Source organism: Arachnia sp. (assembly GCF_057238465.1).
This window is the reverse complement of sequence record NZ_DBHHFZ010000001.1, coordinates 45,937-68,555: the sequence shown is the minus strand read 5'-3', so window position 1 is coordinate 68,555 and position 22,619 is coordinate 45,937. Positions and strand designations below refer to the sequence as shown.

Sequence of the window (22,619 nt, the reverse complement as noted above, 5' to 3'; positions counted from 1 at the left end):
CCCGTCCGTGGGACCTTTTACAAGGGTGAACCGCTGGCGACCGCCTGGCGGGCAGGCACGCCGCCGAACCGGTCAATCCAGCCGAAGGGTAACCTTTCAAACCATGAGCGACCACAGACACGATTCCGATCTCGACTGGTTGTACCGCCGCAACCAGGAGCCGGACCGGACTCGCGGCGGGTACCCGTCGTCGCCCCAGCAGGACCCCTCCCCCTACCCGCCCTACCCGTCGTCTCCCCGGCAGGAACCCGCCCCCTACCCGCCCTACCGGTCGGAGCCGTCGCCCTACCCAACCCAGCAGCCGTCCCCCTGGCAGGAATCGTCCCCCCACCCTGGTTCCGCGGCGGCTCAGGACGCCGGGCAGCCGATACATCCCGAACCGGCGATGCCGCAGCAGCCCTCCCGGGGGGTCTCCCAGACCCCGCCGCCCTCCCGGCCGCCGAGGACGCGTGGGCCGAAACGCCGGCATCCGATCAGGCGCCTGGTTCTCGTCCTGGTTCTCGCGTGGGTGGCGTTCATGGTCGGGACCCCCATCTACGCCTGGACCATCGGCACCAAGGTGGACACCAACCCCGGGGGCGACCGGCCCGCCGAGCAACCCGGCACCGCCGTGTTGCTGGTGGGCTCGGATGGGCGCGAAAAACTCACGGAACAGCAGCGCGGTGAACTCGGCACCGGGGACACCGAGGGGCAGCGCACGGACAGCATGATGTTGCTGTACAAACCCCCCTCCGGGAAGTCCGCCATGATCTCGCTGCCCCGCGACTCCTGGGTCGATGTTCCAGGGCACGGCAAGGCCAAGCTGAACGCCGCCTACGCCTGGGGCGGGGCTCCACTGCTGATCCAGACCATAGAAACCAACACCGGGATCCGGATCGACGGCTATCTCGAGGTTGGTTTCCTGGGCGTGGTCGAGGCCGTGGACGCGGTCGGTGGCATTGAGGTCTGCCCGGAGAAGGCCATCAGCGACAGGGACGCCCACCTGGAACTGCCTGCGGGCTGCCAGAACATCAACGGGAAGACGGCCCTCGGTTACGTCCGGATGCGCAAGTCCGACCAGACCGGCGACATCGGACGCATGATGCGCCAGCGCGAGGTGATCGGGAAGGTTGCCAAGAAGGCCTTGAATCCGTTGACCCTGCTCAATCCCGTCTCCTACTGGAATCTGAACATGGCGGCTGCCCACACCTTGGGGCGGGGCTCCGAGACCGGCTTCGGTGAGGTGCTGGGAGGGGTTGGGGTGTTCCTCAGTTCCGCCACGGGATCCGGCTATTCCCTCAGCGTGCCCGTCTCCGACGCGAACGCCAGCCGCAACGGTCAGAGCGTGATGCTCTGGGACAAGAACGCCAGCCAGGAGGTCTTCAACGCCGTGCTCGAGGGCAACACCGAGCCTCTAGCCAAGTACTCCCACTGATCCCGGCGGCCGGGGCCCGGCCGCGGCTCGTGGCGGGCCGGTGGCCCCCGTCTCGAAGATTTGGCTACTCTGGACGGGAGTGTCAGTTTCCCGAGTCGGAGAGACAAAACAATGAGTCAGAACTATCAAGGACCTCCCCAGCAAGGAAATCACCCGCAGGGTCCCCAACCGCAAGGAAACTACCCGCAGGGTCCCCAACCGCAAGGAAACTACCCGCAGGGTCCCCAACCACAGGGAAACTACCCGCAGGGTCCCCAACCACAGGGAAGTTACCCGCAGGGTCCCCAGCCGCAGGGAGTTCCCTTCCCCCAGGGTGGTCCTGCCGTTCCCGTCAAGCGCAAGTCCAAGAAGACAGCGATCATCGCCGGCGTCCTTGCCCTCGCCCTGGTGGTCGGGGGCGGCATCCTGGCGTGGTCGCTGCTGCGGGGGGCCGCGCCCGCCGCGGCCAAGGGCATCCCCTCCAACGCCTTGGCCGTGTTTGAGATGAACCTGAACCCGTCCGCGGGCGACAAGCTGGCGGTCAAGGACCTCGCGGCCAAGTTCCCCTTCCTGAAGGACCAGGCCAACGATGCCGGGGACGACTACAAGAAGGCTCTCTGGTCCGTGTTGGCCAAGGCCGACAAGAGCGTCCCGGACTACGAGTCCGAGGTGAAGCCGTGGCTCGGCGACTCGCTCGCCATCGCGGCCCTGCCCGAGAAGGACTCCAGCAGGTCCGGGCTCAACTCATACGTCTTCTCCATCCAGGTCACCAACAAGGACTCCGCCAAGACCTTCGCCGACAAGCACTTCAAGAGCCAGAAGGTCATCTTCGTCGACGATCTGATGGTGCTCACCAAGGACGACAACAGCGACATCAGCGAATCCTCCTTGAAGAACGACAACATCACCTCCGTGGAGTCCTACAAGGCGGACATGGGCAAGCTGGGAGACGGTTTCCTCGCCACCGCCTGGGTTTCCTCGGAATTCTTCAAGCAGGTCGGCGACCTTGAGAAGACAGGCGCCGCCGCTCTCCCCGAGTCCCGTCTCGCGATGGGCCTCAAGGTGCAGGACGGGGCCCTCGCCCTGCGGTCCATCACCTGGCAGAAGGACGAGACCAAGGACCGTGGCGAGAACGTCAAGGATCTGGCCGGCAGCATGCCCGCCGACTGGCTCGGTTCCTTCGCCTTCTCCCTGTCACCCACCCTTGTGAACAGGATGTGGGAGAACCTCAACTCCCTGCCGGACTCGAGCCAACGCCAGCTGAAGAACCTCGGGCTCTCCTCGGCCGATGATCTGAACGCGCTCGTCGGCACCCAGTTCTCCGTCGCGCTCACGGGCGATTCGAACAAACTCCAGGCCGGTTTCAAGGTGCGCACCAAGGACCCGGAGAAGCACAAGAGCATCATGGAGAAGATCGCCAAGACCGGTAGCCTCAAGGATGCCAAGACCACCGTTGAAGGCGACACCGTCATCACCACTTTCGGCACCGACATCGGCGCGTTCTCGAATCCCGGCGAGAAGCTCAGCGCGAACAGCGACCACGAGAAGCTGACCAAGGGAATCGACAACCCGCAGGCCTCCGCGTGGGTCAACGTCCCACAGGTCCTCAAGACCGTGGACAAGGGCGGCAGCAATGGCCTCCCGGCGAAGCTCAAGGAGAACCTCGAACCGATCAGCGGCATCGGAATGGTCACGGGCCAGATCGATGACCACTACTTCGACTCCTGGGTCCGGGTCGGCACCAAGTGACCCCTCACTGATACATGGACGCCCCTGGTGAACTTCCGGGGGCGTCCTCGTATCCCAAGGACCTAGTTCCCCGAACTGGCCCTGCGCACCACCTCGCCCTTGGCGCGTGCGGTGTCACGCAGGTTCGCCTGGAACTGCACCATCTGCGCCCGCAGTTTCTCGTCACCGGCGGCGAGGATGCGGACGGCCAACAGGCCCGCGTTGCGGGCGTTGCCGACGGCGACCGTGGCGACGGGCACCCCGGCGGGCATCTGAACGATCGACAGGAGCGAATCCATGCCGTCGAGGTGTCGGAGCGCCACGGGCACCCCGATCACCGGCAGCGGTGTCAGGGCGGCCAGCATCCCGGGCAGATGCGCAGCACCCCCGGCCCCGGCGATGATCACCTTGAAGCCCTGTTCGTGAGCGGAGCGCCCGAAGGCGATCATCTCCTCGGGCATCCGGTGGGCGCTCACCACGTCGGCCCGGTAGTTGACTCCAAATTCCTCAAGGGCCTCAGCGGCGGCCTGCATCGTCGGCCAGTCCGAATCGGAACCCATCAGGATCGCGACATCACTCATCGGTTTCTCCCATCAGGTAGTGGGCAGCATGCCGGGCACGTCGCAGTGCCGCTCCGGGATCGGTGTCGCAGGCGGTGACGTGCCCCACCTTGCGGCCGGGACGCACCTGCTTTCCGTACAGGTGAACGGCCAGTTCCCGGTCCCTCGCGAACACGTGTCTGAGGGCTTCGGTGAGGTCCTTCTCCGTTCCCCCCAGCACGTTGGTCATCACGACCACCGGGCTGGTCATCTCCGGGCTGCCGAGCGGAAGGTCCAGGACCGCACGGATGTGGTTGGCGAACTGGCTGGTCCGGGCGCCGTCGATGCTCCAGTGGCCGGTGTTGTGGGGGCGCATGGCCAGTTCGTTGACGACGATACGGCCGTCACGGGCCTGCATGAGTTCAACGGCGAGCACACCGATGACCCCCAGCTCACCTGCGATGCGCAGCGCCAGTTCCTGCAACGCCGTCGCCTCGGGTCCGGGAAGCCCCGGTGCCGGGGTGATCGTCTCCACGCACACCCCGTCGCGCTGGATGGTCTCGGAGACGGGATAGACCACCGCCTGGCAGCCCGAACGAACCGCGATGACGGACAGCTCGCGTTCGAAATCGATGAACTCCTCGGCCACGATCACCACTTCCTCGCCTGCCGAGACGTCGGGTTTGGCCTCGAAGGGGGCCGTGGCCTCCGATGGCCCGTGGAGTTTCCACACACCCTTCCCGTCGTAGCCTCCACGGGAGGTCTTGGCGATGATCGGCCAACCCTGCTCCCGCCCGAAGTCGACGAGTTCCCGGGGCGTCCGGCAGATCGCGAAACGCGGGCACGGCACCCCCAGACCCGACAGCCGTTCCCGCATCCGGGCCTTGTCCTGGGCGTATTCGAGGGCCTCCGGACCGGGCTTCACGGCGATCCGGTCCTCAAGAAGGCGCAGGTGCCCGGTGGGGACGTGTTCGTGATCGAAGGTGATGACGTCGCACTCCTGCGCGAACGCGGTGAGCGTATCCAGGTCCGTGTAGTCGCCGACCGTGGTCAGCGGGATCACCTGCGCCGCGGAGGAGTCGGAACTCTCGGCCAACAGACGGGTTTCGATGCCCAGCCCGATGGATGCCTGCTGCATCATCCGGGCCAGCTGCCCGCCCCCTATGATTCCGACCCGATAACGACGATCCACGGGGCAGCAGCCTACTATTCGATTTCCGCTTCTCCGTCGAAGATCAGGTCGGCGATCACGGTGTGCACCTTCTCCACGCTCGGAACGTCACGCAAGGTCAACGGATCTTCTGCTGCCGTCAACAGCGTCAGGGTGCCGCAACCGAACATCCGGTCCATCAGGGAGCTCTCAGTGTTGACGTTGTTGATGCTGCGCAGCGGGAAATCGTGGCCCGTCTTGTTGAGGATTCCCTTGCGGGTGATTATCCGGCGGTTCGTGATGGTGTAGGTGGAGGTCAGCCACAGCAGCCAGGGCCTGATGACCAGCCACACGATCACGGCCGCGAAGATGATGACCAGAACCCAGATGCCCCACGGTTTGACCTGTTCGGGGAGCCACACCAGGAAGATGGTCAGCAACGCGCTGGCCAGGAGCAGGGTCAGGATCGCCCCTGTGAGCGACTTGAGATGGGTGCGCAGGTGCAGAACCACCTGCTCGTCGGGGGCCAACATGTCCTTCTTGAGCGCCATGACACAAGTCTTTCACGTTCACCGGGCAAGCCGGGCGTGGATGACGTCACCGACCGCGAAGGTCTCGATCCCGGATGCGGTCGCCACCCGGAGCCGCCCGTGCTCGTCGACCCCGTGCCCGATTCCCTCGACGACTCGTTGCGCGTCAACGACGACCCGCAGCGGGGTCCCGATGGAGGCGCAGCGCCGCTGGTACTCGTCACGGACCTCTCCGGCGCCCTGCCAGTGATCGTAGAGCGGCTGGAAGTGCTCCAGGACCGATTCCAGGAGTTCTCTGGGGTCCTCGCGAAGTCCCGCGATCCCGAGGGAGGTTGCGGTCGGGACCGGAAGCTGATCCTCCCTGATCGAAACGTTTATGCCAATCCCGATCACGGCGCGGGCCCCGTCCGGATGTTCGACGCGTTCGCTCAGGATCCCGCACACCTTGCGTCCGTCGATGAGCACGTCGTTGGGCCATTTGAGCTGAACCCGTCCCGGTTCGGGGGCCAGGTCGTCGATGGCCGCGTGCACGGCCATGCCCGCCAGCAGCGACAGCCACCCCCACTGAGGCAGCGCCGGCCTCGGTTCCAGCAGCATGGAGAAAGCGAGCGAAGTGCCCGGGGGGGCCACCCAGGTGCGGTCCATGCGCCCACGACCGGCCCGCTGTTCCAGGGTCGCCACGGCGAGCCCCTCCGCCCCACCCCGCCTGGCCTCCTCGGCCACATCGGAATTGGTGGATCCGGTGTGATCCAGCCAACGCACCTCACGCCACATGCTCACGGACATGACCGTCACCTTAGAGGCTCCGCGGCCGGGGGTGCGACGGGACCGCCCCGGGTGCGCACCTGAGGGACGATGCCTTCCGGCACCCCACGCGAACTCGCGGCAGGTATCCACGGCCGGTCCGGCCGCGCCCGTTTCGTCCGGACGCTAAGGTTCCATACATGGACATCGACCTCCACACCACTGCCGGTAAGCTGGCGGATCTGGGACGTCGCATCGACGAAGCCGTCCATGCCGGTTCCGCCACCGCCGTTGAGAAGCAGCACGCCAAGGGCAAGATGACCGCCCGGGAAAGGGTGCTGGCTCTCCTGGACGAGGGCAGTTTCGCGGAGTTGGACGAGTTCGCCCGGCACCGTTCCAAGAACTTCGGGATGGATGCCCGCCGCCCCTACGGGGATGGCGTGATCACCGGCACCGGAGCCATTCACGGCCGCCCCGTCTGCGTCTTCAGCCAGGACGTGACGATCTTCGGCGGGGCGTTGGGCGAGGTCTACGGCGAGAAGATCGTCAAGATCATCGACTTCGCCCTGAAAACCGGATGCCCCCTGATCGGGATAAATGAGGGCGGCGGTGCGCGCATCCAGGAGGGCGTGGTCTCCCTGGCCCTGTACGGGGAGATCTTCCGCCGCAACACCCGCGCCTCCGGGGTGATTCCGCAGATCTCGCTGATCATGGGGGCGGCTGCGGGCGGCCACGTCTACTCCCCCGCCCTGACGGATTTCGTGGTGATGGTGGACAAGACCTCGCAGATGTTCATCACCGGCCCCGAAGTGATCAAGACCGTCACGGGCGAGGACGTTTCCATGGAGGAACTGGGTGGTGGCCGCACCCATTCCAGCAGGTCGGGGAACTCGCACTACCTGGCGGCGGACGAGAACGACGCCCTGGAGTACGTGCGGGACCTGATCAGCTACCTGCCACAGAACAACCTGGAGGATCCTCCCGTCTACGACGACGCCGAGGTGGATCTGACCATCACCGATCACGACCGGCAACTCGACCAGCTCATACCGGATTCCGCGAACCAGCCCTACGACATGCGCGAGATCATCCACAACGTGCTGGACGACGAGGAATTCCTCGAGGTCATGGAGCTGTTCGCCGGCAATGTCATAACGGGTTTCGGACGGATCGAGGGCCGCCCCATCGGCATCATCGCCAACCAACCGACCGTGTTCGCCGGTTGCCTGGACATCGACGCCTCCGAGAAGGCCGCGCGTTTCGTCCGCACCTGCGACGCCTTCAACATCCCGGTTCTGACCTTCGTCGACGTCCCCGGTTTCCTTCCCGGCGTGGACCAGGAACACCAGGGCATCATCCGGCGCGGGGCGAAGCTGATCTTCGCCTATGCCGAGGCGACCGTGCCCACCATCACGGTCATCACCCGCAAGGCCTACGGCGGGGCCTACATCGTGATGGGTTCGAAGCATCTCGGGGCGGATGTGAACTTCGCATGGCCGACGGCTCAGATCGCGGTGATGGGCGCCCAGGGCGCGGTGAACATCCTCCACCGCAAGACCCTGGCGGAGGCCGAGGATCCCGACCTGCGACGCCAGGAGTTGATCGCCGAGTACGACCAGGAGTTCGCGAACCCGTACGTCGCGGCGGAGCGGGGCTATATCGACCAGGTGATCTACCCGCACGAGACCCGGGCCCAGATCATCCGGGTGCTGCGGCTGCTGCGCACGAAACGCGAGCAGTTGCCGCCCAAGAAACACGGGAACATTCCGCTGTGACCGGGCGCTACGACATCCGGGCGAGCGGGGCGACGGAGGAGGAGATCGCCGCGCTGGTGGTGGTGCTCAGGGCCCGCGACATGGCCGATGACAAGCTCAAGGCGGCCGATGACCGCCCGCTCGCGGGCGGCTGGAAATCCTATTACCGGACCGTGCGCCAGCAACTCGTCTATGGACGCGACGCCTGGCGCACCTACATCAGGTTCTGACGATGCGTTTCATACTCGCGTCCAAATCCCCCTCCCGCCTGGAGCTGCTGCGCCGGGCCGGCCTGGATCCCGAGGTCCACGCCAGTGACGTGGACGAATCCCTGATCACCGACCCCCAGCCGGTCCGGCTCGCGCTGAGGCGGGCGGCCGCGAAGGGAGAGTTCGTGGCGGAGCGGGTCGCGGGTGATGCGATCTTCGTGGCCTGTGATTCAGTGCTGGAGTTCGAGGGCCGCGCCCATGGCAAACCCCGCACCGTGGAGGCCACGACCGCTCACTGGCAGCGGATGCGAGGCCGCCAGGGCGTGCTGCACACGGGCCATTTCGTGCTGGTCCGCAGCGGCGACGAGGCCCGGCAGGCACTGCGCACCGCGAGCACGGTGGTGAAATTCGCCGACATCACCGATGAGGAGATCGCCGCCTATGTCGCGCGGGGCGAGCCCCGCTGGGTGGCTGGCGCCTTCACCATCGACGGGCTGGGTGGCGCCTTCATCACGGGGGTCGAAGGCGATCCACACAACGTGGTCGGGATCTCCCTCCCCCTGCTGCGGCAGATCCTGCTCGACCTGGGCGTCACCTGGCCGAGTCTGTGGCGAGACGGCACCAGGACCTGAGCTCACCCCTGACCGGGTTGCTCCATCCGCACCTGGGTGACCCGGCTCCAGTCGTCGAAGGTACAGTGCACGCGCGTTCCGTTCGGGTAGCTCAGGACGATGCCGCCGTCGTTGGTCCGTATCGGTTTGAGCCCTCGTTGGGCCCCGAAGTTGCCGATTGTCTGCCGGTGATTCCCGGAGTACTGGAGGCAGGCCGACAACATCCGCGGCAGCGACTCCGGTCTGGGGATCGGCAGTGCGAGGTTTAGGACCGCCAGATAGGCCACCCCGTTGCTGTACGGAGCGGCATAGACCGCGGGCGCGCCCGACAGCCGGGCGGCGAGGAACGCAACAGCCGATCCCGGCCTCATGCCGTAGTCCGTCACGCCGTCCAGGGAGAAGGATTCCGCGGCGAACTCCGGGATGCCGGCCTCACGTCCCTTTGCACACCCGGGCAGGATCGCAGTGACCGCGGGATGCGATGCACCATAACCCGGGTTCGCCCAGGACCACATCCAGGTGTTGGATATCTCGGACGAGGTACCGATCATCGCGATCTCGTGGACCCGCTCCCCCAACCACAGCAGGCGCTGGTCCAGGTCGGCACTCCACTCGGCAGCACCGTCCTCGTCGAACAGGGCCTGCTGGCCCTCCACGGCGAGCAGGGCGAAATCGGTCAGGGCGTCAGCGAGGGTCACAGCCATGATGCAATGCTTCCACATTTTCGTTCCGGTTCCCGAGGAAAGTCATACCCTCCCCCAACGAAGCCAATTTCAGTTTCAACTACCTCGATGTGTTATCGCCGGTTGACCAGTCTCGGCGGGGACTTGAAGGACGGCTTGGCCGAGCAGCAGAATTGGGACATGTCGCTGCCTGCCCGCTCTCCCCTGACAGACGTCGGGGCGAAGGCTGCCAGGATTCTGGACCAGGCGCAGGCGATGGCCGATCAGCTGAGAGCCGAGACCCGCGCAGAGGTGCTGGAGATCCTGCGGCGCCACGAGGCGGAACGAACTGCGGCCGAGGACCTCGCGGCGGCGAACGCACAGGCCCGGCAGGAATTGGCCGACACCCGCAGCCAGGCCCGGCAGCGCATGGTCAAGGCCGACGAGGAGGCGCGCTCCACCATGCGCGAGGCCTCCTCCCGGGCGGCCCGGCTGGTGGCCGGGGCGGAGCAGACCTGCGACCAACTGCGCGCCGACGCCACCTTGGAGGCGGAGCAGATAATCCGCAACAGCCACGACGAGGCTGAGCAGATCCTGACAAAGGCCAAGGAGGCCGCAGAAGAGGTCACGCAACAGCAACGCGTCGAACAGGAGAAGCTGGAAGCCACCTGGGCCGAACGGGAACAGGAATGCGAGAAGGGCATCGCCGAACGCAGAACGGAGGCTGAGGCCGAGACCAAGAAGTTCCTGGCATCGGCCCGCCTGGAAGCCGGGGAGATCATCAAGAAGGCCCGCGAGGAGGCGGAGCGGATCAGGGAATCAACCACCAAGTGGCGTGAGGAGTACGTCGCCGCCGCGGAGGCCACGGTGGCCACCGCCGAGAAACAGCGCGAGGACCTGCTCGCCTCGGCCCAGAAGGAATCCCAGCAGCTGCTCAAGGAGGCTTCCTCGCAGCTGAGCTGGACCAAACAGACCGTGGCCGACCTGCGCAGCAGCGTCGAGGCCGAGGTGGATGCGAAACGGGCCGAGGCGGCGGAGGAACTGGAAGTCTGGAAGCAGACCCAGAAGGACGACCTCGACGCCTTCATCGTTTCCCGCCGCCACGAGTTGGCGGTGGCGGAGGCCGCCACCGTCGCGGCCGTCCGGGAGGCGAACGAGCGGGTCGGGAGCCTGCTCTCGGCCGCCCAGCAGGAGGCCGAGCGAACTCGTCGCACCGCCGAGCAGGAGGCCGAGAACCGCCGTCGCACCGCCGCGGAGGAGTCACGGGAACTGGTCGAGCGGGCCAACCGGATTCTCTCCGTCGCCAAGGACGAGGCCCAGACGCTGCGCGAGCAGACGATGACCGAACTGGAGCAGCTCCACTCGGAGCACTACACGAAATTGCGAACCGATCGCGAAGCCGCCAAACGTGATGTCGAAAAAGCCCGCGCGGAAGCAGAGCACGCCCGCGCAGACGCACGACGCCGACTGAGAGATGCACGCGATGAGGTCAAGGCACTTTCCAGGCAACGCGACGAGATCACATCCCAGCTGAATAAACTGTCCGGGGTCATTGAGGCTTTGGCCGCGCCCGGCAAGAATGAATTAGGAGACCGATGACCGACGAAACATTCGCAACGGTGCGCCGGGGCTACGATCCAGCCCAAGTCGATTCCGTTTTGCGCCGGATGCGACAGACACACGCCGCCGCCCTGCAGGAGGCGGCCACCCAGACGGTTGAGATCAACAAGCTCAACCAGGCGCTCGAGGCCTCACAGGGCCGTGTCACCGGGCTGCAGCAACAGGTGAGCGAGCTCCAGGAACAGGTGAACCAGGCCCAGACACACGCCTCGAACGGCCACGGCACCGACTTCACCTCCCTCGGGGAACGGATCGCCCAGATGTTGAGCCTTGCCCAGGAGGAGGCCGACGACATCCGGCTGCGCGCCCAGGAGGATGCCGAGGCCATGGAGATCCAGGTGGCCCACGAGGTGGAGCACGCCCGCGCGGCCGCGGATGGTTACGCCACCGAGACCCGAAGCAAGGCTGAGGCCGACGCCGCCCGGGTCATCGAGCAGGCCAACCGCGAGGCTGACGAGCTGCTGGATCACGCCGACCGCGAGGCCTCCGCGCGTCGCCGCGAAGCCGAGGCCGTCTTCGAACAGCAGCGCGCCGCCGCCGGTGCCGCCGCGGCCGAGTTCGAGGCCACGCTGGCGGAACGCCGGGAACGTGCGACCGCCGAGTTCGCCACCCAGATGGCCAACCACGAACGTGCTCTCGCGGTGGCCAACGACAAACTGATGGAGGCCCAGACCGAGGCAACCCGGGTCCTTGAGGAGGCCCACGCCTCCGCTGCGGAGGAACGGGAACGCGCTGCCTCCGAGGCCAAGTCGCGGTTGGAGAACGCGCGGATCGCCGCCGAGCGCGTCAAGCGTGAGTCCGAGCGCGAACTGAGCGCCCTGGCTGCCCGTCGCGACTCCATCACCGAGCAGCTCGCGAACGTCCGTCAGATGCTGTCCACCCTGGGAGGCAGCGCCCTGTCGATGAACCTGGCGCCCGCCAGCCCGACCAGCCCCGGCGACGTTGCCGCCGAGGAGGCCACCACGAAGAAGAACACCTCGGCCAAGTCGACCACCAAGGCCAGGTGATCCGACCAGCTCACTGCTCGCGATCGGTGCGCAGGGAAAGCGCCGAGAGTCCTCCGGTGACGGTGAAGGCCCCCTGCCACTGACCGCGCCGGAACAACAACGAGTCCTGCCCGTCAGCCGTGATCTCGAATCCGGCGGCGGGCAAGTTTCGTCTGAGCCAGGCCGCGAGTTCCGCCCCGCCGGGGGACGTGATCGTCAAGGTGACGTTGGTTTCCAGGTCGACGCGGTCGCGAATCACCAGCCCGGAGGGAAGCCAGAACTCGGCCGGGCCGTTTCGGAACCCGAGCTGGGTCAAGGTGACGCCGCCGGCGGGGGCGCTGGCGCTCCAGGTGACCTCCGGGGTGGCCGGCTGGGGCGGCGGGGTGGTGCAGCCCGCGAGCACCAGGAACACCAGCAACCCGGCAGCTGTTCGCCTCATCGGCGCTCCAACCCGAGCACGACGTCGCGGGGATCCTCCAGGCAGATGCGCACCTGCTCCGCCAACCGTTCCTGCCGCGGGACCGGAAGCCGGTCCACCGGGAACCAACCGAAGTCGCTGATCTCACCGTCACCGATCCCGGGCCGGCCACCCACCAGCCGGCCCCGGAACCCGTGGTCCAGGAAACGACAGCGATCACCGTTTGGGAAGGTGACCTCGTCCATGACGTCCAACCACAGCATCCGCTCCACCTCCACCTCGATGCCGACCTCCTCCAAGGCCTCCCGCACCACCGTGTCGGCGGGGTTCTCCCCCGGCTCCACGATCCCGGATATCGCGGCCCAGTTGCCGTCGTCGGAACGGCGGCCGAGCAGCACTTCCGGTCCGGTATCCCCCTCCCGCAGCACCACGAGATTGGCCCCGCTCAGCCACAGTGTCTCGTTCCCGATGTGGCGGCGCAGCTCAAGGATGAACTCAGGTGTCGGCATGGCTCAACCCTAGGCCCTGTTGCGAAATTCCTGTCCGGATGCAGCGGACGGGGCACAGGTTTGTGGTTGCCACTAGACTCCGCCGAAGAGGTTCTACCGGAGGAGGCAGAAGGTGAACAGCGGAGTTATCTCGAAGGTTCTGATCGCCAACCGCGGGGAGATCGCCGTCAGGGTGATCCGGGCCGCACGCGACGCGGGCATCGCCTCCGTCGCGGTGTACGCCGACTCCGATGCGGACTCCCTGTTCGTGAGGCTCGCGGACGAGGCCTTCGCCCTGAGCGGGGCAACCCCCGCGGACACCTACCTGAACGTGGAGAAAGTCCTCAGCGTGGCGCGCCGCTCCGGAGCCGACGCCGTGCACCCGGGCTACGGTTTCCTCGCCGAGAACGCCAGCTTCGCCAGAGCCGTCATGGATGCGGGCCTGAAATGGATCGGCCCACCCCCCGAGGCCATCGAGAGCCTGGGAGACAAGGTCAGGGCCCGCCACATCGCGCAGAAGGTGGGTGCCCCACAGGTGCCGGGCACCCCGGATCCCGTCGCCGACGCCGCGGAGGTGGTGCGTTTCGCGGAGCAGCACGGCCTGCCCGTGGCCATCAAGGCCGCTTTCGGCGGTGGTGGTCGAGGGCTCAAGGTGGCCCGCACCCTCGAGGAGATTCCCGAACTTTTCGACTCCGCCACCCGGGAGGCCATCACCGCCTTCGGGCGCGGCGAATGTTTCGTGGAACGCTACTTGGACAAACCCCGGCACGTGGAGACCCAGTGCCTGGCCGATGAACACGGCAACGTGGTGGTGGTCTCCACCCGCGACTGCTCGCTGCAGCGCCGCCACCAGAAGCTCGTCGAGGAGGCGCCGGCCCCGTTCCTCAGCCCGGAACAGGAAGACCTGCTGCGCAGTTCGTCGAAGGCCATCCTTAAGGAAGCCGGATACGTCGGGGCGGGAACCTGCGAGTTCCTCGTCGGCCTCGACGGAACCATCTCCTTCCTGGAGGTCAACACCCGGCTTCAGGTGGAACATCCGGTTTCCGAGGAGGTCACGGGACTGGACCTGGTGCGGGAGATGTTCCGCATCGCCGAGGGTGAGGAGCTGGGCTACGACGACCCCGCGATCCACGGCCACTCCATAGAGTTCCGCATCAACGCCGAGGACGCGGGACGTGGTTTCATGCCCGCCCCCGGCACCCTGGTCAAGTGGCACGCCCCCACCGGTCCCGGAATCCGCGTGGACGAGGGCTATCACGTGGGCATGACCGTCCCGGGAGCCTTCGACTCGCTCGTGGCGAAGCTGATCGTCACCGGCGCGAACCGCCGCCAGGCCCTGACCCGGGCCCGCCGCGCCCTGGGTGAGCTGCAGATCGAGGGGATGCCGACGGTCGTCCCGTTCCACCAGGTCCTGCTGGAGGAACCCGACTTCGTGGCCGCCGACGGCGGGTTCAGGGTCCACACCCGCTGGATCGAGACCGAGTTCACCAATGAGATCCCCGCCTACACGGGGGTGCTGGGTGAGCCCGAGGACCTGGGCGAGCCGGAACTGATCGCCGTGGAGGTCAATGGGCGTCGCATGGAGGTGAAGCTGCCCGCCGGCTTCGGAACCCGTCCCGAGGCCCGCAGCAAGACCCCGAAACGTCCCACCCGCCGCGACCGGGGCGGCGCCAAGGTCTCCGCCCCGAGCGGAAACGGCCTGATCTGCCCCATGCAGGGCACCGTGGTGAAACTCTCCGTCCAGGAGGGCGAGGTCATCGAGGAGGGTCAGGTGGTGGCGGTCATCGAGGCCATGAAGATGGAACAACCGCTGCACGCCCACCGGCCCGGTCAGGTGGTGAGGATAGCCATCGCCCCGGGGCAGCCCGTCAACGCGGGCGACGTGATCTGCGAGATCATCGACCCGGAGTAGCCCTGATCGCTACTGCACCGATGGCAGGAACTGGTCCATGTCGAGGGCGGGCAGGGCGGCGCTGGGCACGCTGACGACCTTCGCGGGGATTCCCGCGACCGTGGTGTGCGGGGGGACGTCCTTCAGCACCACGGAACCCGCACCTATCTTCGCGCCCTCCCCGATCCGGATGTTGCCGAGCACCTTGGCTCCTGCTCCGATCATGACGCCACGCCCGATCTTGGGATGGCGATCACCCCCCTCCTTGCCGGAGCCGCCGAGGGTGACCTCGTGGAGCATGGAGAAGTCGTCCTCCACCACCGCGGTCTCGCCGATCACCACGCTGGTGGCGTGGTCGAACATGATCCCCTTCCCGATCCGCGCGGCAGGGTGGATGTCGACGGCAAACACCTCCGAGATCCGCGACTGCAGGTACAGGGCCAGGCAGTGGCGGTCACGTTCCCAGTAGGAATGCGCCACCCGGTAGGCCTGAATGGAGTGGAAACCCTTGAAGTAGAGCAGCGGATTGGCGTATCCGGCGGCGGCGGGGTCGCGGTAGACCACGGCCTGCAGATCGGCGCGGATGGCGTTCTGGATGCACTTCTCTTCGCGCAGCACGTCGAGGATGATGTCGCGGAGGCTGAGGGCCGGGAGGGTGGCGTTGTCGAGTTTCGCGGCGAGGATGTAGGCCAGCGCGGTTTCCAGGTCGGGCTGGCTGAGCACCACGTGCGACAGGAACCCGGCCAGCAGCGGCTCGTTGGCGGCGGCCTCGGCGCACTCGGCACGGATGGACTCCCAGATCAGGTGGTCGGCGACGATACGTGCAGGATCCATTGCTTCTCCAAGTGGTTTGATGACTGCCGAAACGGAAACACAAAGGCTACCTGCCCGCATTCCCACCGCACCGGTTCAACCTTCCGTTTCCGCCTCCCGGGTAGGCTCGTTGCATGACCGCAGAGTTGCGTAACGCCCAGCGCGACGAGTTCTGTCGCGTGTTGTCCATGGTCACCCCGGACGCCCCGACGCTGTGCTCGGGTTGGACCGCCTTCGATCTCGCCGCGCACGTCTGGATCCTGAACCACGGGCCCCTCGCCTGGGCGGGAATGCTGCTGCCGCCGTTCTCGTGGCTCACGGACCGGGAGATCCGGCGGACGAAGGAACGGTTCTCCTACGCCGGGCTGGTCGAGGAGATCCGCACCGGTCCCGCGTCCTTCGCGTGCATGCCGACCGATCCCCGGGAGGAGCACCGGCACTCCCTCGGCGAGTACTTCATCCACACCGAGGACGTGCGCCGCCCGAACCGGCTGCCCAAGCAGGAGATCTCCCCCGACCTGGCCGAGGCCCTGTGGCGGCGTCTCAGGACGGCCTCCCGGCAGCTGCACCCGTTCGCATCCTGGGAGTTCCGCACCCCGCAGGGCGGTCACGGAAGGATCGGGCGCGGCCCCGTCACCAAGCAGATCACTGGCGAACCCGGCGAGCTGCTGATGTGGGTGTACGGGCGTACCGAGGCCGCCCGGGTGGAGATCGTGAACCTCTGAGGTTCACAGGAAACGCACCGGCTTCTCAGGGGAAACCCATCGTTGCGAGCCCAAGGATTCTTCCCAAGGGACGAAACCGAAAGGCGGGACAGCAATGGGATTCAGGAAGATCACGGCCAGGTTCGCGGGGCTCGCCGCAGCGGTCCTGCTGGCGGCCGGGGATCCCCCTCCCCCGGCCGCCCGTCCATCTCCTCAGCCGCGATCGGCGCGGGGCGGCCCGCCGCATGGTTTCGACACGACCGGCTCGCTGACGCTCGCGGGTCGGCTCAACCAACTTCGGAGAGAACAGGTCGGCTCAACCATCTTCGGATGAGTTACAGGCCGGCTCGCCGAGGCTCGGCTCAGTCAACGCCGGGTGGGAAACCTCTCGGGGTTCTTCTCATTCGCCGGGGGAACGCACCCCGATGGTGAGCAGCAGGTTGGCGTAGAGCCGCTGGTCCGCCGAGACGATCACGACGGTGACGTCCTCGGCCTTCGCGGCGTCGTAGAAATCCCAGCGGGGAATCTCGTCGAAGGCCACGCCGGGCAGGGAGGCCCGGTACTCGTCGTGGGCGGGGATCACGTCCGGGGCCTCAATGCCCACCGCGTCCGCGGCGGGCACCATCAACCCGGCCCGTTCGATGGGGACGGTGCGTTTCAGCACCTCGAGGATCTGGGTGACGTCGAGCAGCCCGGGCGCGAGGTTCAGGAAGATGCGTTCCGCCGCCGCGGGTGCCCCGCTCGCGACCGGGTAGTTGCCGTCGGTGATCAGGATCTTGCCGCTGTGCCCGCTGCGTCCCAGCGCCGCCAGCAGCCCGGGGTGGGTCATGGGTCCGTACAGCATGTCAGTTTCCTTTCGTGGATTCTCGGATGATCAGTTCGGGGGCGAGGAGCGTGTGTCTGGCCGGTCCCCCGGCGATCAGCTCGGCCAGGTGCCCCACGGCGCAGGTCCCCACCTCCTGGTGCGGTTGCCGGATGGTGGTCAGGGGAGGCAGGAAGCTGTCAGCCCCGTCGACGTCGTCGACGCCGACCACCGCCACGTCCCCGGGCACGGCCCGGTCGTGTTCCGCCAGCCAACGCAGCGCCCCGAGCGCCAGGTGGTCGTTGCTGGCGAACAAACCGTCGATGTCGCTGGGGAATTGCTCCCCGAGCGCGTAGCCACACCGGGCCTCCCATGAATTGGCCGAGACCTTGATCGGTTCGATCCCGGCTTCCCGGCAGGCCGCGTTGAAACCGTCGCGGCGTTCGTGGGCGTCGAACCAGTCGGAGGGGCCACAGATGTGCAGCAACCGCCGGCGTCCCAGCTCCACCAGGTGGTTGGCGGCCTTCCGGGCCGCCGCTTCCTGGTCAATGGCGACGCTGGCGACGTCGTCCGGGAGGTCGAACCGTTGCCCGACGAACACCGCCGGTATCCGGCCGTGCAGCACCGAGACGAGATCCGTGGACTGGGCGTGACCACCCAGCACCAAGATCCCGTCCACCCCGAGCGGCACGAGCTGGTCCAGGGTGGGGTTCTGGTTCTTGGGACGGCCCGCCACGGAGGTCTGGTAGCCGAGCCGCCCGAGCTCCGAGACGATCGACAGGAAGGTGCGTGCGTGCCCGCCGAACAGCGGGGTGGCGTTGACGACGTGGATCACACCGGTGCGACGGTTCGACAGCGATCGGGCCGCCAGGTTGGGGCGGTAGCCGAGCTCCTCGACGGCGGCCAGCACCCGTGCCCGGGTTTCCGGAGCCACGACGCTGGCGCCGCGCACCACCCGGGAAACGGTCTGACTGGAGACCCCTGCGAGTTTCGCGACGTCGGAGAGCCGGGCCCGGCGGGCGCTGAACCTCATGGCCGGTGGATCCTGGTCTCGGCGGTGGCGGCGATGACCTCGTTCCTGCGGGCCGGGTCGAGCGCCCCGGTGATCTCGAACTGCCCCAGCAGCGACCCGAGGGTGGAGGCCTCCGCGGGCCCCGCCAGCACGGGAACACCGAGGGAACGCGCGGTCAGGTCACACAGCAGGGTGTTGCGGGATCCGCCACCGACGAGGTTCAGCTGCGTCGGGGCCTGGCCGGTGAGCGCAGTGAGATCCCTCACCCCCCGGGCGTAGCGCTCGGCGAAGGACTCGCACAGCGCCCTGACGAGCTGCCCCTGGCTGATCCCCGCAGGGGCTCCCCCCGCCCGTAGGGCCTCGGTGACGCGTTCCACCATGGAGCCGGGTTTCGCATACCGGGGATCGTCGGGGTCGATCACCACACCCAGGGAGTCGGCCCGGCGGGCGGCCTCGACCAGGGCGACGATGTCGTGGACCTGCCCGGCCGCCTGCCAGTCGCGCTGGCACTCCTGGAGGATCCACAGCCCGGTGATGTTGAACAGGGGACGCACCCCGCCGTCGGCGCGGGCCTCGTTGGTCAGCCCAAGGGCACGGGCCTGTTCACCGAGCAGAGGTTCGTCCCGCAGCACCCCCAGCACCGACCACGACCCGGCCGACAGGAAGCACGTGGCGCCCTCGTCGCGTTGCAGGGCGGCGACCGCGCAGGCGGAGTCGTGGGCGCCGGCCCGCACCACGGTCAGCTGCTCCAGCCCGGCTACGGTGCAGGGCCCCGCGATGCCGTACTCGGGGGTCAGTTCCCCCACCCAGGAACGGGGAATCCCGAGGGCGTCGAAAACCTCACCGGCCCAGTCGTTGACACCCGGGGCGCACAGACCGGAGGTGGATGCGATGGAACGCGACCAGCCGCGGGCGCCCGTCAGCAGGTGGGTGAACCAGTCGGGCAGGAACAGGATCTGCTCGGTGCGCGCCGCCGATTCGGGTTCCTCGCTGAGGTAGGCGAACAGCTGGTTCGCGGAGTTGATGGTGGCCGGCGCCGTCCCGGTCAACTCCCAGGCCCTCGCGTCGGGCAGTCTCTCCCGGAAGGCGGCGAGGGTGCGGTTGGTGCGTTCGTCGCGGTAGCAGCGTCCCGGGGTGAGGGGTTCACCGTCCGTGCCCAGGGCAACCCAGTCGACTCCCCAGGTGTCGATGCTGACGCTGGTCGCGTCGGGGAACCGTTCGACGGCCAGTTGCAACCCCTTGATCATCTCCTGCCGGATCAGGTCGAGGTCCCAGCACAGGTAGCCGTCGCGCATCGCGGCGGTGTGCGGGAAACGGTACACCTCGGTCTCGGTGATGCGGCCATCGTCCAGTACCCCCGCGATCACCCGCCCGGAGGAGGAACCAAGGTCGACGGCTAGGGCAGTGGCAGTCACGGGACTCTCCTGAAAAACTGGTTCTGGACAAACGTGGTGTTGCCAACACAACTTTGGTAGCTGGGTGGGCAACCTCGCGGGGGAATCGCCGCGGAGCTGGGTTCTCGCGGCGATTCCCTCGCTGGGACGAGCCGAGGACGAATCGGCTCATCGGTGAACTGGCCCGCACCGGCCTTCACCTCCGAGGGGTTCCGGTGCGGACCGGCTCAGCCGTACAACGGGCCGAACTGGGCGCAGGCGCGGTAGTCAGCGCCCTCCAGGTCGGCGGTGCCGAAACCGAGCCAGTTCTTCGGGCGGAAGACCTGCTCGACGGGAACGTTGTGCATGTTGACGGGGATGCGCAGCATGGAGGCCAGCGTGATGAGGCGGGCACCGATGTGGCCGTAGCTGATCGCACCGTGGTTGGCTCCCCAGGCGTTCATCACCTCGTAGACGGAAGTGAACGGGCCCTCGCCGGTCAGGTTCGGCACGAACCAGGTGGTGGGCCAGGTGCGGTCGGTGCGGTTCTCGATGACGGTGGCGACCTCGTCGGGCAGTTCCACGGTCCAGCCCTCGGCGATCTGGAGAACGGGACCGAGTCCGTCCACGAGGTTGATGCGGCACATCGTGACGGGCACGTCACCTGCGGAACGGAAGTGGGTGGACATGCCGCCGCCGGGGAAGTACTCGTAGGTGGCTGGGTGGAAGGTGGTGCCCTCCAGCATGGCCTTCTGATCCTCCTCGGTGACCTCCCACCAGGGTTTGATGACGTGCTGGCCGTCACGCACCGCGGCGAAGGTGCCGTCGAGGGTGGTGGGCCCGGAGTTGCGCAGGTCGATGATGCCGCCGGCGGCCCGGCCCTCGAGCCTGTGCCCCGTGACGCGTTCGACGGATTCGGCACTCCAGTAGGTGCGCACGTCGCTGAACAGCTGGGCGGTGTTGGTCAGCAGGTGGTTGAAGAGCATCGAGGCGCCGTTGAGGGAGTCGTTCTCGGTGGCCAGGATGTGGGGCGCGCGGGTGCCGTTCCAGTCGAAGGTGGTGTTGAGGATGGTCTCCATCAGGTCGCCGTTGGGGAACCCGTCGGTCCACTGCCGCTGCCCCTGGAAACCGGCGGCGATGGCGCCGCGCCCGAGCGCCTCCTCGCCCCAGCCCTTCTCCGCGAGCCGGGGATTGCCGGCCATGAGGTCACGTGCGATGAGGGTCATCTTGACCGAGTAGGCCCACCAGTCGTCGTGCAGTTCGGGTTTCTGGTTGTGCGGGGGGTTGAAGTCCTCGCCCTGGCGGAAGTTCTCCTTCACCCAGGCCAGTGCCCTCTCGTATTCCTCGACGTCGTAGATCTCCTCGTTCACGCGGCGGGCGAACTCGCTCATGTCGATGTACTCGTTGCGCATGCCCAGGTACTTGGTCCAGAACTCGTCCTTGACCACGGAACCCGCGATGCCCATGGAGACCGCACCCATGGACAGGTAGGAGCGTCCCTTCATCTGGGCGACGGCGAGGCCACAGACGGCGTAGTCGAGCAGCCGCTGACGCACCTCGTCGGGGATGGTCTCGTCATCGGCGTCCTGCACGTGCTCGCCGTAGATACCGAAGGCGGGAATGCCCAGCTGGGTGTGTCCGGCGAGCGCCGCGGCCAGGTAGACCGCGCCGGGACGCTCCGAACCGTTGAAACCCCAGATGGCGTGCGGGATGGTGCGGTCCATGTCGATGGTCTCGGTTCCGTACGCCCAGCAGGGGGTCACGGACAGCGTGAGGCCCACGTTCTCGCGGCGGAATTTCTCGGCGGTGGCCTGCGCCTCGGCCACCCCGCCGATCGTGGAGTCGGCGATGACACACTCGACGGGGTTGCCGTCGATGTAGCGCAGCTCCGCCTCGTAAAGGGCGGCGACACGCCTGGCCATGTTCATGGTCTGGTCCTCGAGGCTCTCGCGGACCCCGCGGCGCCGGCCATCGATGATGGGACGGATGCCGATCTTCGGATGGTTCGTCATGAATTGTTCCTTAAACTTCGATTGCGGTTACCGGGCTTGATCAATTCCGGTGTCCCGAAGCTGACGGTTTCGAGACGCGGGAACCGGTCAAATTGGAAGGCTCCCGCCGGGCGGGGCGGCACCCGCCCGGCGAAAACGGAGGATCACTCGTAGAGGTTGGGTTTGATGCTGGGATCGTCGATGTTGGTCTTGTCATACCAGGCGAACCCGGAGTCGATGGTCTTGGGCAGCTCCTTGCCGTTGACCGCGAGGATGGCGGCCTTGACGGTCTCGTAGCCGATCTTCACCGGCGACTGGGTGACGGCCCCGGCCTGGGTGCCGGCCTTGATGGCCTCGATCTGGGTTTTCCCGGAGTCGAACCCGACGACGGTGACCTTGGCACCGGACTCGTTGGCACCCTGGATGGCGCCGGTGGCGGCGGCCTCGTTGGAACCGTAGATGCCCGCGATGTCGGGGTTGGCCTGGATCATCGACTTGGAGGTGTTGGCGGCCAGACCGACCTCGCCCGCGACCTGCTCGGGCAGCAGGGTGATGCCGGGGGCGTTGGTCCTGATGTACTCCTTGAAGCCGTCGCAGCGCTGCTTGCCGGTCTGCGAGGTCTGGTCATGGCAGATCAGGCCGACCTTGCCGTTGCCGCCCAGCAGCTCGACCATGTGCTTGGCCGCCTCGGCCGCAGCCGCATTGTTGTCGGTCTGGACGGTGGACAGCGGGATGTCGGAGTCCACGCCGGAGTCGAAGGCGACCACCGGGATGTTCGCGGCCTTGATCTTTCCGAGCAGATCGGCGGCGGCGCCGGAATCGAGAGCGGCGAAACCAATGGCGGCGGGCTTGGAATCGAGGGCGGTCTGGAGCTGGTTGAGCTGTTCCGTGACTGCCTGTTCGTTCTCGGGACCGACGAACTCGACCTTGTATCCGAACTTCTTGCCGGCGTCCTCCGCACCTTCCTTCACCGCCTGCCAGAAGCGGTGCTGGAAACCCTTGGAAACCAGGTAGATGGTTTTGGTGTTGTCACCCTTGGGGACGTCGCTGTCGGCGACCGCGGTGGCCGCGGCGGTGGACGACTTGTCGGCCGTCTTGCTGGCCTCCCCACTGCTGGAGGTGGAGGTGGTGCAGGCCGAGAGCCCGAGCGCCAGAACGGAGGCGAGGGCGACGGCGGGACGCAGAAGACGCATGGTCTTTC

General features: G+C 67.1%; 22 protein-coding genes. 9 read left to right on the top strand and 13 right to left on the bottom strand.

Translation table 11 applies throughout. The features are described 5' to 3' along the window. The first annotated feature begins 103 nt into the window (after nucleotides 1-103). The gene (locus ACO6D6_RS00260; protein ID WP_484782330.1) at nucleotides 104-1,414 is read left to right on the top strand and encodes an LCP family glycopolymer transferase; all 1,311 of its coding nucleotides are present in this window, start codon (nucleotides 104-106) and stop codon (nucleotides 1,412-1,414) included. 111 nt (nucleotides 1,415-1,525) lie between these two features. Beyond that, entirely contained in the window at nucleotides 1,526-3,142 is a 1,617-nt protein-coding gene (locus ACO6D6_RS00255; RefSeq protein ID WP_484782328.1) for a DUF3352 domain-containing protein, read from the top strand. Between the two features lie 62 nt (nucleotides 3,143-3,204). Here ACO6D6_RS00255 and purE read toward each other — a convergent pair whose 3' ends face one another. From purE to ACO6D6_RS00235, 4 genes are read right to left on the bottom strand one after another with little or no spacing between them, the layout of a single operon-like run. Next, a complete protein-coding gene (gene purE, locus ACO6D6_RS00250) occupies nucleotides 3,205-3,702 on the bottom strand; it encodes a 5-(carboxyamino)imidazole ribonucleotide mutase (RefSeq protein WP_484782327.1) in 498 nt (165 codons plus the stop codon). Continuing rightward, nucleotides 3,695-4,852: a 5-(carboxyamino)imidazole ribonucleotide synthase gene (locus ACO6D6_RS00245; RefSeq protein WP_484782325.1), complete on the bottom strand. Its 1,158-nt coding sequence runs from the start codon at nucleotides 4,850-4,852 to the stop codon at nucleotides 3,695-3,697. Before ACO6D6_RS00245 ends, purE begins: the two co-directional genes overlap by 8 nt. A gap of 14 nt (nucleotides 4,853-4,866) precedes the next feature. Next, the gene (locus ACO6D6_RS00240) at nucleotides 4,867-5,361 is read right to left on the bottom strand and encodes a PH domain-containing protein (RefSeq protein WP_484782323.1); all 495 of its coding nucleotides are present in this window, start codon (nucleotides 5,359-5,361) and stop codon (nucleotides 4,867-4,869) included. Nucleotides 5,362-5,379: 18 nt separating this feature from the next. Beyond that, nucleotides 5,380-6,126, bottom strand: a complete 747-nt coding sequence (locus tag ACO6D6_RS00235) for a biotin--[acetyl-CoA-carboxylase] ligase (protein ID WP_484782321.1) — start codon at nucleotides 6,124-6,126, stop codon at nucleotides 5,380-5,382. 158 nt (nucleotides 6,127-6,284) lie between these two features. Between ACO6D6_RS00235 and ACO6D6_RS00230 the strand changes: the two genes are divergently transcribed. From ACO6D6_RS00230 to ACO6D6_RS00220, 3 genes are read left to right on the top strand one after another with little or no spacing between them, the layout of a single operon-like run. After that, nucleotides 6,285-7,859, top strand: coding sequence for an acyl-CoA carboxylase subunit beta (locus tag ACO6D6_RS00230; protein ID WP_484782320.1), 1,575 nt, complete (start codon nucleotides 6,285-6,287; stop codon nucleotides 7,857-7,859). Continuing rightward, on the top strand, nucleotides 7,856-8,068 hold the full coding sequence (locus tag ACO6D6_RS00225) for an acyl-CoA carboxylase subunit epsilon (protein WP_484774645.1): 213 nt from the start codon (nucleotides 7,856-7,858) through the stop codon (nucleotides 8,066-8,068). Before ACO6D6_RS00230 ends, ACO6D6_RS00225 begins: the two co-directional genes overlap by 4 nt. 2 nt (nucleotides 8,069-8,070) lie before the next feature. Next, complete coding sequence (locus ACO6D6_RS00220) at nucleotides 8,071-8,679, top strand: Maf family protein (protein WP_484782318.1); 609 nt, start codon at nucleotides 8,071-8,073, stop codon at nucleotides 8,677-8,679. Between the two features lie 2 nt (nucleotides 8,680-8,681). On the opposite strand, the gene ACO6D6_RS00215 is transcribed toward ACO6D6_RS00220, so the two are convergent. Beyond that, complete coding sequence (locus tag ACO6D6_RS00215; RefSeq protein WP_484782317.1) at nucleotides 8,682-9,362, bottom strand: DUF6882 domain-containing protein; 681 nt, start codon at nucleotides 9,360-9,362, stop codon at nucleotides 8,682-8,684. A gap of 159 nt (nucleotides 9,363-9,521) precedes the next feature. Between ACO6D6_RS00215 and ACO6D6_RS00210 the strand changes: the two genes are divergently transcribed. Together ACO6D6_RS00210 and ACO6D6_RS00205 are read left to right on the top strand one after the other, a co-directional pair. Further along, on the top strand, nucleotides 9,522-10,919 hold the full coding sequence (locus tag ACO6D6_RS00210) for a coiled-coil domain-containing protein (RefSeq protein ID WP_484782316.1): 1,398 nt from the start codon (nucleotides 9,522-9,524) through the stop codon (nucleotides 10,917-10,919). Continuing rightward, on the top strand, nucleotides 10,916-11,947 hold the full coding sequence (locus ACO6D6_RS00205) for a hypothetical protein (RefSeq protein WP_484782315.1): 1,032 nt from the start codon (nucleotides 10,916-10,918) through the stop codon (nucleotides 11,945-11,947). Before ACO6D6_RS00210 ends, ACO6D6_RS00205 begins: the two co-directional genes overlap by 4 nt. Nucleotides 11,948-11,957: 10 nt before the next feature. On the opposite strand, the gene ACO6D6_RS00200 is transcribed toward ACO6D6_RS00205, so the two are convergent. Both ACO6D6_RS00200 and ACO6D6_RS00195 read right to left on the bottom strand, forming a co-directional pair. Next, nucleotides 11,958-12,365 carry a hypothetical protein gene (locus tag ACO6D6_RS00200; protein WP_484782313.1) on the bottom strand — a complete coding sequence of 136 codons (408 nt, stop codon included), beginning with the start codon at nucleotides 12,363-12,365 and terminating at the stop codon, nucleotides 11,958-11,960. Next, nucleotides 12,362-12,853 (bottom strand): NUDIX hydrolase, encoded by a 492-nt coding sequence (locus ACO6D6_RS00195; protein WP_484782311.1) that lies wholly within the window; start codon nucleotides 12,851-12,853, stop codon nucleotides 12,362-12,364. The genes ACO6D6_RS00200 and ACO6D6_RS00195 overlap by 4 nt, the downstream gene beginning before the upstream one ends. A 112-nt stretch (nucleotides 12,854-12,965) precedes the next feature. Here ACO6D6_RS00195 and ACO6D6_RS00190 point away from each other — a divergent pair, with 112 nt between their 5' ends. Continuing rightward, a complete protein-coding gene (locus tag ACO6D6_RS00190; RefSeq protein WP_484782309.1) occupies nucleotides 12,966-14,744 on the top strand; it encodes an acetyl/propionyl/methylcrotonyl-CoA carboxylase subunit alpha in 1,779 nt (592 codons plus the stop codon). A gap of 9 nt (nucleotides 14,745-14,753) precedes the next feature. Here ACO6D6_RS00190 and cysE read toward each other — a convergent pair whose 3' ends face one another. Then, nucleotides 14,754-15,557 carry a serine O-acetyltransferase gene (gene cysE / locus ACO6D6_RS00185; protein ID WP_484782308.1) on the bottom strand — a complete coding sequence of 268 codons (804 nt, stop codon included), beginning with the start codon at nucleotides 15,555-15,557 and terminating at the stop codon, nucleotides 14,754-14,756. Between the two features lie 113 nt (nucleotides 15,558-15,670). Between cysE and ACO6D6_RS00180 the strand changes: the two genes are divergently transcribed. Further along, nucleotides 15,671-16,261, top strand: a complete 591-nt coding sequence (locus tag ACO6D6_RS00180) for a maleylpyruvate isomerase family mycothiol-dependent enzyme (protein WP_484782306.1) — start codon at nucleotides 15,671-15,673, stop codon at nucleotides 16,259-16,261. A 379-nt stretch (nucleotides 16,262-16,640) separates the two neighbouring features. Here the strand turns inward: ACO6D6_RS00180 and ACO6D6_RS00175 are convergent, their stop codons facing one another. From ACO6D6_RS00175 to ACO6D6_RS00155, 5 genes are all read right to left on the bottom strand, one after another. After that, entirely contained in the window at nucleotides 16,641-17,084 is a 444-nt protein-coding gene (locus tag ACO6D6_RS00175) for an RbsD/FucU family protein (RefSeq protein ID WP_484782305.1), read from the bottom strand. A 1-nt stretch (nucleotide 17,085) separates the two neighbouring features. Continuing rightward, complete coding sequence (locus ACO6D6_RS00170; RefSeq protein ID WP_484782303.1) at nucleotides 17,086-18,075, bottom strand: LacI family DNA-binding transcriptional regulator; 990 nt, start codon at nucleotides 18,073-18,075, stop codon at nucleotides 17,086-17,088. After that, nucleotides 18,072-19,469, bottom strand: a complete 1,398-nt coding sequence (locus tag ACO6D6_RS00165) for a rhamnulokinase (protein WP_484782301.1) — start codon at nucleotides 19,467-19,469, stop codon at nucleotides 18,072-18,074. The genes ACO6D6_RS00170 and ACO6D6_RS00165 overlap by 4 nt, the downstream gene beginning before the upstream one ends. Before the next feature lie 206 nt (nucleotides 19,470-19,675). Beyond that, nucleotides 19,676-21,439 carry an L-fucose isomerase gene (locus ACO6D6_RS00160; RefSeq protein ID WP_484782300.1) on the bottom strand — a complete coding sequence of 588 codons (1,764 nt, stop codon included), beginning with the start codon at nucleotides 21,437-21,439 and terminating at the stop codon, nucleotides 19,676-19,678. Between the two features lie 143 nt (nucleotides 21,440-21,582). Further along, entirely contained in the window at nucleotides 21,583-22,611 is a 1,029-nt protein-coding gene (locus tag ACO6D6_RS00155; RefSeq protein WP_484782299.1) for a substrate-binding domain-containing protein, read from the bottom strand. Between the last annotated feature and the right edge of the window lie 8 nt (nucleotides 22,612-22,619).